This window comes from Candidatus Zixiibacteriota bacterium (genome assembly GCA_034003725.1).
Lineage (GTDB): Bacteria > Zixibacteria > MSB-5A5 > GN15 > FEB-12 > WJMS01.
The window spans coordinates 188,797-202,156 of sequence record JAVEYB010000001.1 but is presented as its reverse complement, the minus strand read 5'-3'; the positions used below and the strand labels follow the sequence as shown (position 1 = coordinate 202,156).

Here is a 13,360-nt window from a genome sequence, read left to right as displayed (position 1 = left end):
CATTCATATGGTTAGCACGACAAAGGCAACGACCAGAGGACGGGCAAAACAAACCGTACCCGTCGACGCGAGCGATCTGTCGGTCACTCCACGCCGGGCCAAGAAGTGGGAAGTTTCGGCGCGTGATTGGGTCCGTTACCAGAAGAACCCGACGGATGAATCCCGCCAGCGCCTGCTGAACACGTATCTGCCGCTGGTGCGCAATGTTGCTGCCCGGATGGCGATGGGTTTTCCACGGTCGGTGGAGTTGTCCGATCTGATCAACACGGGCGTTATCGGGCTGATCGAGGCGTTCGGTCACTTTGACCCGGCCCGCGGTGTGAAGTTTGAGACCTATGCGGTGCCGCGAATCCGCGGCGCCATCCTGGACGAACTTCGCGCACTCGACTGGGTGCCCCGCTCGACCCGCGCCAAGTCGCGCGAGATCGACCGCGCCATGACGTCGCTGGAAAACGAACTGGGCCGTCCGCCGGAGAAATCCGAACTGGCCGCCCACCTGAACATAACCGTGGAGGAACTGCACGTGGCGCTCGACGACGTATCAAGCACCAACATGCTGTCGCTGGATGAAATCATCTATCCCGATGACGACAACCGGCAGGTACCGCGGATCGAAACCATCACCGACCAGAACGGGAATTCGGTTCTGGGCGAAATCGAAAAAGGCGAACTGCGATCGTTTCTGGTGGTCGCCATGGACCGCCTCACCGAACAGGAGAAGCTCGTGATCGCGCTGTACTATTACGAAGAGCTGACCCTGAAAGAGATCGGCGAGGTCATGTCGATCTCGGAATCGCGCGTCTCGCAGATCCATACCCGGGCCGTCAAGAAGCTTCGGAGCATGGTCCGCGAGAAGTTCGCCCTGACAGGGTAGCCGTCCACCCGGCAGGCGAGGAATGCCATGGATGATTCATTTGACGGCGTCGACCGGATCGACCCGTACCGGCGGTCCGATCGCGTGAAACCGAGCCAGCAGTCCTCTCCGGACCGTCGGCAGAAGTTCGCACAGGAATTGAAGGAGCGAATGGACGACGAGCAGCGGAGGCGACGGCAGCAGCAGAAGGATGAAATCATCATCGACCGGGCCGACCTGCCGCCGACCGAGGATGAGGATAGACAGTCGGCGGAGACCGTGCCGCCTCAAGGAGCCGAGCAGGAGACAACCGACGAGGACGTCGAAGAGGAAGATAAGTCGAGTCAATCGGGCGAGCACATCGACCTGACCGCCTGATCGAGCACATAGGAGTGAACGACATGGAAGCTTACCAGGAACAGCTGATTGATATCGCCCTGAACGTACTGGGCTATCTGGCGGGAGGCGCCTTCTGGCTGGTAGTGTACTCGGCCTGGCGCAATCGTATTGCGCGCGCACATGAGCGCGAGGTGGGTGCATCCGCCGCGCAGTCGCCGGTTACGCCGGCGGTCTCGGGTGCGCTGGCGGCGGCCGCCGCCGATGCGGAGTTTCTGGACCTGCGGTCCGTGCCGGCGGTAACCAACGCGGCCAACCCCGGCGGTCGCCGGCCGGTCGCCGCGGCGGGAGTTCGCCGCAATCACCGCGAAGTATTCGCGCTGGCTCGCACGATGCTGGAGAAAGGCGCCTCGACGGATGCGGTCAAGGCGGCGGTGCCGATCAGCGATGGTGAACTGGCCCTGTTAACCGGGAAATAAACAGAAGATCGGAGAGATATATGCCCACGCAGAGTCCCTTTCTGACATTCAAGATCGAATGTCCCATCTGCAAGACGGTTAACGAATTCGAGACCGTGCGGGTCGGCGCCTACACGGAACAGGGCAGAGATACCGATTTCTGTCCGGTCGACATCAAGTGGCGGTTCCCGCGATACGAAGGACACAACCCGCTGCTGTATTTCACGGCAACCTGCAGCAATTGTTTCTACACCCGCGAGATGAACAACCAGTTCCGCGACTGGAAGGACGACACTCACTTCAAGACATACCGGTTGAAGGCGATCAAAGACCAGCATCTCGAGCAACTGTCGCTGGCTGATTCGCCGGTGAAGCGTCTGGGCAACGCGATTCATCACGGCCGCCATCCCAACGAGACGGCGATCGTGAAGCTTCTGCTGGCGGTGTTCGACGAATCGCTTTCGGACCGTCCGCACGCGCTCGATCTGGGCCGCTTCTATCTGCGCATCGCGTGGGTATTCCGGGACTTGTCGCGCGGCGAAGACGCCGGCATCGCGCTTCTCCGGGGCATGATGCACGAGATCGACACGCGGTACGCCCAGATGAAGTCGACGGTGGAGTCACTGACGAGAGACGTTTCCGACTTCACGACGACAGTGGATTCGCACTTTGAGTCGCCGCACCTGTCGGCGCACATGCAGTCCGAAATGCTGTCGCACCGCGAGCTGTACAACGCGGAGATCAACGCTCTCAAAAACGATATTGCCGGATGCGAGGCACACCTTGCGGCCGTGCGCCAGCTCTTGTACGACCATCGGACCGCGCTGGTTGGCGGCGCCGACGGCGCCGGACCGGGGTTCGGCCAGTATCCGTCGTTCGAGAACTTCCTGGTGGATCTCAAGAGCATCTGGTCGGGCGCCGTGTGTAACGAACCCGACGCGCTTCGCAAGGCGGTGGCGTATTACCGAGAGGCGTTTGCGAAGGGTCGCGACATTTCGCCGGGCAACCAGCAGATACAGGCGTCGTATCTGATCGCGGAGCTGTCTCGTCGAGTGGGCGATCACGAAACCGCGAAGGAATACTTCGCCAGCACCATCAAGGCGGGCCAGGAGTTCATTTACCAGAATCGTCACGATCAATCGCGGACAATTCTGGCGCGCAAGATACTGGAACTTGCAATCGAACAGGGACGTTCGAATCTCGCCGTGTTGAAACCGGCATAAACAGGCACGAAAGCGAACAAAACGGTGGCGCAGACGATACCATTACCGCACAACCAGGAGCTGAAGATCTGGGAGAAGGTCACGCTCAAGGTTGGCGAGGAACGCGAGGCAGGCACGTACTCCGCCCGCATCGAGGACTTCATCAACGGGGGGATCGTCATCACGAATCCGGAGTACATCCAGGGTCGCACCCTGCTGCGCGACGGTGTCGTGGTGACGGTGCAGGTGACGCGAGACGACGCGGCGTACGAGTTCGAGTCGAAGATAACGCAGCGCAACGGCGGGGGAGCCTCCTATGCGATCCTTACCCCGCCCAGGAAGATCCGCCGCGTCCAGCGTCGCAGTTTTTGCCGGATCGACCTCAGCAGCGGCGTCAAATATGTCGTGCTGCAGAATGGCGCCGCACCGCGCGACGAGAACGATCAAATTCAATGGATACAGAGCCGCACGGTCGATGTCAGCGCCGGCGGCGCACTGATCACGACCAACGGCGAAATCCACCGCAACGACCTGATGCTTCTGCAGATGGAATTATTCGTGGAAATCGGTCTGCCCGACGCCGTCGCCGCGATCTGCCGCCGCGCATTAAAGACCGAGACCGGTCATACGGCCGGCGTCGAGTTCATTCGCACGTACGACTTGCCCGACCACCTCAACGATACGCAGGTGAAAGCACTGCCGGGTAGCGTGAAGCGGTTCTCGGACATGGTGCAGGAGCGTCTCTCGCGGCATTTGTTCGACCGGCAGATAGAATTGCGAAACAAGGGGTTATTGTAAGATGTCACGCCCCGCGCTCGAGTTGGCCGCTTTTGGGACGGAGATCGACGCATTGCGTCTCGATTTGTCTACCCTGGTCGGGCATGACGTAAAACTGTACTCGCAGCAGTTCCCCGGCAAACAGCTCGTCACCCGCGTCATGGCGTGCGCCGGTCGAGAGATCCGGATCAGCAACGCCGGGGGGGAAGGCCTGGTCGACAACCTGGTCAGCCGACAAACCCTGGTCGTGAAATTCAAATACAAGGGCCAGTATATCGCGGTCCGGGCGAAGCTCAAGCGCACGCAGGGCGGTCGATGTTTTCTCGAGCTCGATGAGCGCGTGGTCCCGCTGGCGCAGCGACGGTTCGCGCGCATGCCGATGATGCGGCCGGTCGATCTCGCCGCCTACCCGAGCCGCACCTTTTCGCCGGTCGATATCGCGCGCCTTCGGTGGATCAAGACCGACACGGTCAATTTCTCCAGCGGCGGAGCCCTCGTGCACTTCTCCAGTTTCGTTCAGCCGGACATTTTACTACTGATGCATTTCGATCTGCCGAAAAAGATTCTTCCGGACCTCGTTCTGGCGCGTGTCCGCCACTGTTTCCAACTGGACTATTCCCGATACAACGTCGGGGTGGAGTTTGTCGTCCGTGAGGCCGGCAACCGGCACGTCCCGCAGCAGCGGCTCAGCCACCTTCCGGACTCCGTATTCAGCTACACCGCCGCCGATCGCGAACGCAAAAATCACGAAATAGAAGCATGGATGCAATCCGATGTCTCCCGGTAGACGGGAAGGGGTACTAACATGGCAACAAAGGGCAAAGTGAAATTCATCCAGGAAGTGCCGACCAACGGGACCGCCGTGGCCGCGCGCCGTCCGTTCCGCGTAGAGAGCGACAACCGCCGCCGCTTCGTGCGAATCGAGATCGCATCGCCGGTTACGCTGAACAAGATCCGCGACGCGGGCGGGCACTTCTGGCCCGAAGGGGAGTGGCACGTTATCAACGGAACGATCCTCAATATTTCCGCCGGCGGTCTGTTGGTGGAGCTCGACCAGCAGGTGTTCGAAGGCGATGTGGTCGCCCTGCACTTCATCATGCAGGAGACCGAGGCGCTCAACGACGTACTCGGTCTGGTCAAGAGAGTCGAGATCGATCCCTCGGGCATCCTTGCCGGCATAGCGTTTATCACCCGTGACGACGTGACGGACCTGTTGTCGCAGGGGCAGGTCGACCTGTTGCCGGAGTCGCTCGACGATTTCGAACACACCGTTCGGCGTGTCTTGAACCGTTACCTCTTTGAAGAGAACGCGACAGTCACCGCGTAAGGTCGGTGGACATGATTCGTCTATTCACTGCAGTCGCCGCGCTCTGGCTGGCGGCGGGCGGACTTGCCGCCGGTGAGCGTGATTTCATCCTCCGCGTGCAATCCGTGCCCAACGCATGGACGACGGACGGTCTCGAGGACGCCCTGGTGACCCGTCTCACACGGGACCAGAGCATCCGCGTCATCGTAGTCGATCCCGGCGATCCGGCATACCCGCCGTTTCCGAACGCCTCGCTGGATCTGGACAGCCTGACCAACTGGGGAGTCGAACGAGGCGGCCGGTACCTCCTGAGCCTGGTGGTGAAAAGCCAGCGGATCGAGCGCCGCAAGTCGTTTCATTTGCCGCTGGTCTTCCACAAGTGGGAGACAGTGGGGGTGCTGGAAGGCGAGTACCGGTTTGTCGATCTGCGCCGCGGCCGGTTGCTGGCGGGTGATCGGTTCACGACAGAACTGCCCGCGAAGCGGGTGTTTCAGGCGACCATGGACGACAACAAGTACGATCCCGACATACACCTTCGCCCCGACGAGAAGGGCATGTTGTTCGCGAAGTTGTACGACGAAAGCGCGCGGCAGCTTCTCGAGCTGACGGCGCAGTTTACAGGAGGCCGCTGAGTGGCGACACAGCGCAAAATCCCGACGGATCCTGACCCCACGCGCTTCTGGCAGAAGATCGGCCTGGTTGCGGACATTGCCGCCTATTGCCGCGGCAAGGCGCCAACGCCGTCGACCTTCGTCGAAGTCCTCAAGATGATCAAGACGATACTGCCCTTCGACGGCGCGACGCTGTATCTCAAGAATGACCGCGCAGACAGGTACGACGAGGTCGCCTCGCTGGGCGAGCGAGTCGAGCCGATCAGTTTTCTCCGAATCGGCCAGGGGAAAGGGCTGACCGGATGGGCCGCGGCCAGCAAGAAACCGGTGCTGCTCGCGGACCGACCCGAGTCCACCGACTTCGAGGGCGACGTCCTGTTCCGCAGCTTCATGTCGCTTCCGCTCCTGATCGACGGCGATGTCCTGGGTGTGGTCAATCTTGGCTGCCGTCGTCCGAAAGCGTTCGAGCAGAAAGACGTCCGGCTCATGACGGTGGTTGCGGACCAGCTGGCGATATCGATCGAGCGGCAGTTGTTCCAGCAGGAAATCGAACGTAAGAACAATGCCCTCGCCGAGGCGCACAACCAACTGTTGCTGGCGCACTCACAGAAGGTCGCCGCCGAGAAACTCCGGGTCGTACTCAAGATGGCTGCCGTCATCAATCACCAGATCAATAATCCGCTGGCGGTGATTGTCGGTAATATCCAGTGCCTGTTCGCCGAGGGAGAGGTGCCGAATCAGAAGGTGCTGTCCCGGCTGCGGCGGATTGAAGCGGCTGCTCTGCATGTCGGTGCAATCAATCGCAAATTGCTCGAGATCGATCACCTGACGGCCGAGGACTTCTTGGATACGGCGTCAGACTGGTACCGGCACCCCGGCGCCGAGGTGGAATGGCTCACCCCGGTCTATCCCTCGATGGAGGACTAAGATGAAATCGACCGGCAAACAGGCGCCGCCGCAGGCGCGTGATCTGGTCTCCGAGGTCGATCAGCTCAACGAGCAGGTGAAAACACTGGCGCTGAACCTGGCCATTTACCTCGCCAAAGCGAAAAGCAACAATCCGTCGAGCAGGCTGGAGCGGCTCGAACCCGACTTCATCCGGCTCGTCAACGGTACGGTCAAGGTGGTTCAGGAGATGACGGTGCTTCTCAACGCCGCCAAAAACCGGGAGGTTATGGCGTACGACGTACCGTCGGACAGGCAGCTCGAGGACCATTTATCGGTGCGGCTTCAGGCGATTGCACGTCAGTGCGCCAAAATCCTTGAAGACCTGGGGGAAAACCGCGGAACGGTCGGTTAAAGGCACGGGTCCAAGGGTGAGAGACTGGAGAATCCACACATAATGACGATACCTTATATATGGTCGACTGCCCCTGGTTCCGGCGGTCGATGGATCACTTGGTTGAAACAAAGGGACGTATCTCATGACCACCGGTAACCTGCAGAAGCTTACGCAGCGAGCCCAGGAGCGGGGAAATCCGTTCAAGATTCTGATCGTTGACGACGAGAAGTGGGTGCGCGAGGTGTTCAGGGATTTCTGTGCCTTGACCAGTGCGTTCGATATCGATATAGCCAAGAGCGGCGCCGAGGCGTTGCAGAAGGTGACCGATACCGAGTACGATCTGATCACGCTGGACTTGATCATGCCCGAGATGTCGGGTCTCGATGCGTTGATCGACATCAAGAAGAAATCACCGCGCGTGCCAGTGATGGTGATAACGGGCAACGCCACCGACAAACTGGTTCGCGAGGCCGGCGTGCTGGGGGCGTGCCGGGTCATGTACAAGCCCGTGCAGCTGGACGAATTTATCGGAGAACTGACCCGGGCGTTGGTGCGATAACGGACTGCCCTTCGGCACGGCCGGCGAGTGCGGCTTGTGGGGCGAGTGAAGCGAGAGACGTACACACGATGAAGAACTCGATTACCATTCTCGTGGTTGACGACGAGCAGATGATGCGGGATCTGCTGGCGAAAATTCTGTCCCGCGACGGGTACAAGATTCTGATGGCTGAGGACGGCCAGGCCGCACTGGACATGCTCGACAAACACCAGGTCGACCTCATCATCTCCGACATGAAGATGCCCCGGATGAACGGTTTTGATCTGCTCAAAATCGTCAAGAAGGAGCATCCGTCGATCGGCATGATCATGATGACCGCCTACGGCGATACGTACACGGTGAAGGATGCTCTGCTTCTGGGCGCCGACGAGTATCTGACGAAGCCGTTCAAGAGCTTCGAGGTATCGCTGATAGTCGAACGAGCATACTGGCGAATCCTCTCCGCCTCAGGGCGGGCGATGGACGCCGAAATCCAGGAGTAGTCCAGTTATGGCCGGCTCGTCGGTCTCAACGCGCAAACGCGTCCGCATTACCGTCTCGGGAGACTCGATGTCGGCGACGATGGTGCTGTACAAGCCGGAACAGGCGGACCCGCCGGTAACGGTTGACGAGGTCAAGGAAGCGCTTGAGGCCGAAGGCGTCATTTACGGGATCGACGAAAAGGAAATCGCTCGCGGCGTGGAAGAGCAGATCTATGTCACGCCGATCAAAGTCGCCGGCGGCGACCTGCCCAACCCCGGTGTGTCCGCCCGGTTCGACTACCATTTCGACACGACCAATCAACGCACCCCGAAGGAAGACCAGGACGGCCGAATCGACTACAAAGACATCAGTTTCATTCAAAATACCCACGTGGGGGATGTCCTTGTCACGAAGATCCCGCCGACCCGCGGGACGCCGGGGAAAAACGTGTTCGGCAAGGAAATCCAGGGTCCGATGGGTCGTGACATCCCGTTCAAACGCGGCACAAACACCAGGGTCTCCGATGACGGCATGACCCTCATAGCGACCGCCTCCGGCGCTATCGTATTCCAGAAGGGGAAGGTATCCGTCAACGACGTGACGGTAATTCGGGGTGATGTAGACTTCAACGTCGGCAATATCGATTGCGCAGGATCGGTCAAAGTGTCCGGCAGCGTCAAGACCGGATTCACGATCAAAGTCGACGGGAATCTCGAGGTCGAGGGCAACGTGGAGGATTCTACGATCGAAGTCGCCGGCTCGGTCTACATAAAGGGCGGCTTTTTCGGTGAGGGCAAGGGAATCCTCAGAGCCGAAAACGACATTGTCGTCAAATATGCCGAAGGTCAGCGCCTGGAAGCCGGCGGTACCGTTACGGTCGGCGGAGAGATCATCAACTGCACGGTAACGGCAGCCCACAATATCGAGGTCAAAGGCAACCGCGGCAAGATTATCGGTGGAATGGTCCGTGCCGGGAAATCGGTTCGTGCCTCGGTATTCGGCTCCGATGCCGGCACCAAAACGGTGGTCATCGCCGGCTACAACCCCGAGCTCATCGCCCGCTACAACGACACGGTCAAAGAGATAATGCGCCTGGCCGAGGACGCCAAGCGTATCAAAGAGGCTTTGTACTCCCTGTACCGGCTGCAAATGGACGGCAAGCTTCCGGCCGACAAAAAGGCCGCCCTCGCCAAGCTCGAAACCGTCCAGAAGGCGATCCCCGGCAGCATTGAAGAACTCGGCAAGCAGAAAGCCGAACTCGAAGAGAAACTCAAGCAGTTTGAAAACGCGAATGTCATCGCCGATACCATCATTTACCCCGGAGTGAGGGTGCAGTTTGGCGTCGTCTACCGCGAGTTTGTGGAAGAGCGCGAGCGGGTGAAAGTGACCTGCGACAACGGCCAGGTGATGGTGTCCGCGATCCGCGAATGACGCCCGCGGGGCACTCCCGCCTTCCGGTCCTATCCCCAATTCCCAATTCAGTACTCCACCCCCGCCTTTGAGGCCGTGAGAAGTCGACGTGCAAGGGGATGGAAAAATCGCTTGGCGAAGTCCGGCCGACGGGCTATATTTTTGCCTCCAAAAGAGATCGACGGAGAGGTGGCCGAGAGGCTGAAGGCGGCGGATTGCTAATCCGTTATAGGGTGTTAAGCTCTATCCAGGGTTCGAATCCCTGCCTCTCCGCTTGATACGGGGCGGGAGGACTGATTCCGTATCAGCCGCATTCTGTCGCGATCAGGGCGTACGTCTCTATCTCGATCTCAAAGACTGACCGCAGCGGCGCTGCCGAAGCCACCGCGACGGCCCCTCACCCAGGTGCAGGGCGTTCGATTAGCTTGCCTATGCCCGGGCATTACTTCAGCAAGAGCATTTTTCTCGTGTCGCTGAACTGTGGTGTCTCGAATCGGTAGAAATAGACGCCCGATGCCACCCTGCGCCCCGAATGATCGGTGCCGTCCCAGTCGACCGTAAACGATCCGGCGGGCAGCGACTCGTCAGCAAGCACCGAGATTTCCTGCCCGAGCGAATTATAGACGACCAGCCTGACATGTGACGCTGCGGGCAGGCTGAATCCTATACTGGTGGTCGGATTGAACGGATTGGGATAGTTCTGGGCGATCGAGAAGGCATTCGGCAGTGTCCCCGTGTCGTTTTCGCGAATGTCGGTGGGCGCGTTCACAAACGAATGCAACACACTGCCGAAAAAGGAATCAAAACCGCTCGTGCTGATATAGCCGACCTGAACGGGAATGTCGAATCCGTGCGTGACAAACTCCGCCTTTTCGGTCGTGGCGAGCGTGGTCGAGAACGGCAGGCCGTTGAAATACATGACGCTCGTTATGCGTCGCGATGAGCGTATGCGAAGGCAGGGCAGGGAATTGCCGTGGTACACGACGTCGCCGTACGCATCGATATCATAATCTGTGGTGTCATAGTACCTGGTCCAAAACGTTTCCTCGGTGGAATCGACGCGGTCGCGAACAATCGTCCAGCTGTCCTGGTAGTCGAGCGGAAAGCTGTATTCAGGTACCGGCAGAGCGCGAACGTCGACATACTCGGGATTCATCGCAGAGTGAAGTACCGTGCCCAGATCGCCGAACTCCGACGATGTCGATCGCAGAAACGACCAGGTCGTGTCGTTCGCGAAGATATAGCGCAGCACGACGGTTGCTGTCGGGAACGAATCGGTCGCCGGCGCGGCGGCCGGATCGACCGACAACCCGCCGACCGGCGCAGAGTAGGCGAGAGCGGAGAAATCCCAGGTGAAGCCGCCACCGCTCCCTGAGGTGACGCTGTTGAACAGGGTCATGTTCACGCCGTTTGCGTCCGCATAGTCCACCACGGTGCCGACGGGCGGTTGAAAGTCGTTGGTTGCGACGGTAATCTGGGCGTTGGCGGCCGACACCATTATCATGGCGACGACCAGACAAAGAGGCCACGTGAACATTCTTGCCATACGAGCGCTCCGATTTGAGTTTGTACGTGAATGAGATGTCAACGACCGGATCCCGAAGACGCGCCCTGCAGTGAACGCCCCGGCCGGACTAATAAATACATTATAGGGCGTACTTGTCAATGATTATAATGGGGCGCGGCAGCCGGCGGGGAAAATTCGGTGGCGTCCGGCCGGGAACCGTCGTATGAATGTACCTTCGCCCGCAGTCCATTTACACCTTACCGGACCGGACGGTAAAACAGGGAGGTACAAGAGAGCTTGTTACGGCCTTTCGCTGGACTCGGGTCGCGCTGTGCGGCCCTGGTGATCGATTTCGCCGTGCTGAGCGCCGTCTTTTTTCCGGTCACGCGGGTCGTGAAAGGCGTCTGGCTCATGGAGCGTTCCGATCATCTCTGGGGATGGGGCCGGCTCGTCACCGATCCTCTCTGCATTATCTTCCTGGGTGCGATCTTTTTGTACTTCATTGTCGCCGAGGGCTTGTTTGGAGCTACCGTAGGGAAACGTGCGGTGCATATTCGGGTGGTGGGGGCCGACGGATCACCGATTGATTTCCGGCAGGCGGTCGTCCGCAATCTGCTTCGGCTGGTGGACGGGCTGCCGGCGCTGAATATTCTGGGAGTTGTGCTCATCCTGCGATCATCCGAGGGCGCGCGATTCGGCGACCGGGTCGCCGCTACAAGAGTGGTGAGGTATTGACGTGGGTACGCCGACGAGAACACGCGCGAGTGCACCGGACAGCAGCATACTCAAACATCGATCAACAGGAATCATTCGAAGGAGCGACACATGACCGAAAGCCCGTATTCCGGCAGCGATGCACAGGCCTATATGAGCGCCGTTGACGCCCTGGTGGGCGACCGCGATCCGCTCGAGATACTGGACCGCGTCTACGAGACACTCAGCTCGTTCTTCAGCGGCGTCGCGCCGGCCAGGCTGATGACGCCGGAGCGAGAGGGGAAGTGGTCGATGCGCGATGTGGTCGATCATATGTACGATGTCGAGCTGATCTACGGGTATCGGACCCGGATGATCGTGACATCAGACGCCCCGCAGTTTCTGAACATGGACCAAGATGCGTGGGTGGACCAGCACTGGTATCGCGGGGTATCCCTGACTGAGCTGTTGTCGGCGCTTGATGCGACACGGGCGATCAATGTCGCGTTTCTTCGCTCCCTCACCACGGATCAAAAACAGCGTTATGGCGTACACAGCAAACGCGGGAATGAGACGGTCGCGCAGTTAATGGTGCGCTGGGCCGGTCACGACCTGCTGCACTACCGGCAACTCGAGCGCATCTGGGAGACGGTGAAAGAGAAGCGATAGTGGTGTCAGGCCGTCGGCCTGACACCACCGTGCAGGATCAAAGTCCGCTCGTGTCATCCTTCGACATGCTCAGGGTGACGCCGGGGGCAATTCGACAGATCACCAAGGGTCGTCCGGAGTGACCCCTCAGAGCTTTTCACTTTGCGGCGTCGGCCGCCGCGCCGAGCGACGCTATGCCGGCATTGGCGTTCGAAGTTGCGCCCCAGCGGTTACCGTCGAAGTACAGGGTTGTATCCGGACGTCCGATCGGCAGACCGAAAAACTGACCGGTCGCCGCGAGGCGGTCGCCGGTACTCTCGACTTCCCTGACGATACCCTGAATCATGTAACCGTGACATGACCAGCGATGACCATCCCAGGCGATCACGCCTGAACATCCCATCCCGTACGTGGAGCCCAGCCCGTTGAGACCGGCGGCGATCAGAAGGTTCTGGTGGACAGCGAGCGCAAACACCGGAGCCTCGAGACCGCGGGACATGGGCGAAAAGTACTCACCGTCCCAGGACGCGATGTGGAAGATCCTGTCGTTCCCGGCCGACGAAAAGTCGCCTGCGACAATCAACCGATCGTGGAATACGGACAGCTCAAAAACGGTTCCGTTGGTGCCGAACCGCCCGAGAGACACCCACTGAGTGCCGTCCCAGGCGACGATATTGCAGGAGCGGGTGCCGGCAACCGGATCAAACGAACCGGCAAGCACGAGCATGTTGTCGAACAGCGCTGCCGCCAGTACGCGCGGTGAGCCGGTCACCGCCTGCATGGGCACGCTCGAGTGCGCGCGATGAAAGACAGGACCGAGGGCCGGATCGAGAGTAATCGCGTACTCGTCGATCGCTACGGGGCCGGTGTACGCGGAGCCGATCAGTGCAGGTGCGGAAACCGAACCATCCGGGTTCAACAGCGCCGCCGCCGAGGGAATGCGCCCGGCCTGGGCAGCGCCAGCCGCAAGCAGGACCAGCGCGGCGACGAGGACGATTCCGAGCGTATGTATAGACGGACGTGACATGGCAACCTCCGAGGTTAATGTCTCGTGTTCGGGTCAGGTGATCTTCGATGTTGTTGAGTATTGTGCCCGGTACAGAGGAGTATACGACGGGCCGGAGAAGATGTTTCTGAAGATAGTAATCGAAATCCATAAATAGGCGGGACTGCGTACAGTTGTTCGACTGTTGCGCATCGCTGTTCAGAGTTTGTTATTTCGACGTCGGTCGCCGGTCGACACAATCGTTCCACGC

At 59.7% G+C, this 13,360-nt stretch carries 17 protein-coding genes and 1 tRNA gene; 16 read left to right on the top strand and 2 right to left on the bottom strand.

What is annotated here, in order from left to right:
- Nucleotides 1-7 precede the first annotated feature (7 nt).
- From RBT76_00905 to RBT76_00840, 14 genes are all read left to right on the top strand, one after another.
- On the top strand, nucleotides 8-874 hold the full coding sequence (locus RBT76_00905) for a FliA/WhiG family RNA polymerase sigma factor (GenBank protein MDX9856330.1): 867 nt from the start codon (nucleotides 8-10) through the stop codon (nucleotides 872-874).
- Between the two features lie 27 nt (nucleotides 875-901).
- Nucleotides 902-1,231: a hypothetical protein gene (locus RBT76_00900; protein MDX9856329.1), complete on the top strand. Its 330-nt coding sequence runs from the start codon at nucleotides 902-904 to the stop codon at nucleotides 1,229-1,231.
- 23 nt (nucleotides 1,232-1,254) lie between these two features.
- Nucleotides 1,255-1,668 carry a hypothetical protein gene (locus tag RBT76_00895; GenBank protein ID MDX9856328.1) on the top strand — a complete coding sequence of 138 codons (414 nt, stop codon included), beginning with the start codon at nucleotides 1,255-1,257 and terminating at the stop codon, nucleotides 1,666-1,668.
- 20 nt (nucleotides 1,669-1,688) lie between these two features.
- Nucleotides 1,689-2,870 (top strand): DUF2225 domain-containing protein, encoded by a 1,182-nt coding sequence (locus RBT76_00890; GenBank protein ID MDX9856327.1) that lies wholly within the window; start codon nucleotides 1,689-1,691, stop codon nucleotides 2,868-2,870.
- Nucleotides 2,871-2,894: 24 nt separating this feature from the next.
- Nucleotides 2,895-3,647 carry a PilZ domain-containing protein gene (locus RBT76_00885; GenBank protein MDX9856326.1) on the top strand — a complete coding sequence of 251 codons (753 nt, stop codon included), beginning with the start codon at nucleotides 2,895-2,897 and terminating at the stop codon, nucleotides 3,645-3,647.
- 1 nt (nucleotide 3,648) lies between these two features.
- Complete coding sequence (locus RBT76_00880) at nucleotides 3,649-4,413, top strand: PilZ domain-containing protein (GenBank protein MDX9856325.1); 765 nt, start codon at nucleotides 3,649-3,651, stop codon at nucleotides 4,411-4,413.
- Between the two features lie 18 nt (nucleotides 4,414-4,431).
- Nucleotides 4,432-4,953 carry a PilZ domain-containing protein gene (locus RBT76_00875; GenBank protein ID MDX9856324.1) on the top strand — a complete coding sequence of 174 codons (522 nt, stop codon included), beginning with the start codon at nucleotides 4,432-4,434 and terminating at the stop codon, nucleotides 4,951-4,953.
- A gap of 11 nt (nucleotides 4,954-4,964) precedes the next feature.
- Nucleotides 4,965-5,564 (top strand): hypothetical protein, encoded by a 600-nt coding sequence (locus RBT76_00870; protein ID MDX9856323.1) that lies wholly within the window; start codon nucleotides 4,965-4,967, stop codon nucleotides 5,562-5,564.
- On the top strand, nucleotides 5,565-6,470 hold the full coding sequence (locus RBT76_00865; protein MDX9856322.1) for a GAF domain-containing protein: 906 nt from the start codon (nucleotides 5,565-5,567) through the stop codon (nucleotides 6,468-6,470).
- Nucleotide 6,471: 1 nt separating this feature from the next.
- Complete coding sequence (locus RBT76_00860; protein ID MDX9856321.1) at nucleotides 6,472-6,843, top strand: hypothetical protein; 372 nt, start codon at nucleotides 6,472-6,474, stop codon at nucleotides 6,841-6,843.
- Between the two features lie 124 nt (nucleotides 6,844-6,967).
- The gene (locus RBT76_00855) at nucleotides 6,968-7,384 is read left to right on the top strand and encodes a response regulator (GenBank protein MDX9856320.1); all 417 of its coding nucleotides are present in this window, start codon (nucleotides 6,968-6,970) and stop codon (nucleotides 7,382-7,384) included.
- A 68-nt stretch (nucleotides 7,385-7,452) separates the two neighbouring features.
- The gene (locus RBT76_00850; protein ID MDX9856319.1) at nucleotides 7,453-7,866 is read left to right on the top strand and encodes a response regulator; all 414 of its coding nucleotides are present in this window, start codon (nucleotides 7,453-7,455) and stop codon (nucleotides 7,864-7,866) included.
- 7 nt (nucleotides 7,867-7,873) lie between these two features.
- Nucleotides 7,874-9,277 carry a FapA family protein gene (locus RBT76_00845; GenBank protein MDX9856318.1) on the top strand — a complete coding sequence of 468 codons (1,404 nt, stop codon included), beginning with the start codon at nucleotides 7,874-7,876 and terminating at the stop codon, nucleotides 9,275-9,277.
- Between the two features lie 162 nt (nucleotides 9,278-9,439).
- Nucleotides 9,440-9,529, top strand: a tRNA-Ser gene (locus RBT76_00840).
- Nucleotides 9,530-9,698: 169 nt separating this feature from the next.
- On the opposite strand, the gene RBT76_00835 is transcribed toward RBT76_00840, so the two are convergent.
- Complete coding sequence (locus RBT76_00835) at nucleotides 9,699-10,802, bottom strand: FlgD immunoglobulin-like domain containing protein (protein MDX9856317.1); 1,104 nt, start codon at nucleotides 10,800-10,802, stop codon at nucleotides 9,699-9,701.
- Between the two features lie 258 nt (nucleotides 10,803-11,060).
- Here RBT76_00835 and RBT76_00830 point away from each other — a divergent pair, with 258 nt between their 5' ends.
- Together RBT76_00830 and RBT76_00825 are read left to right on the top strand one after the other, a co-directional pair.
- Nucleotides 11,061-11,498: an RDD family protein gene (locus tag RBT76_00830; protein ID MDX9856316.1), complete on the top strand. Its 438-nt coding sequence runs from the start codon at nucleotides 11,061-11,063 to the stop codon at nucleotides 11,496-11,498.
- Between the two features lie 90 nt (nucleotides 11,499-11,588).
- Complete coding sequence (locus RBT76_00825) at nucleotides 11,589-12,125, top strand: DinB family protein (GenBank protein MDX9856315.1); 537 nt, start codon at nucleotides 11,589-11,591, stop codon at nucleotides 12,123-12,125.
- 136 nt (nucleotides 12,126-12,261) lie between these two features.
- On the opposite strand, the gene RBT76_00820 is transcribed toward RBT76_00825, so the two are convergent.
- Nucleotides 12,262-13,131, bottom strand: coding sequence for a hypothetical protein (locus tag RBT76_00820; protein MDX9856314.1), 870 nt, complete (start codon nucleotides 13,129-13,131; stop codon nucleotides 12,262-12,264).
- Nucleotides 13,132-13,360: the final 229 nt, after the last annotated feature.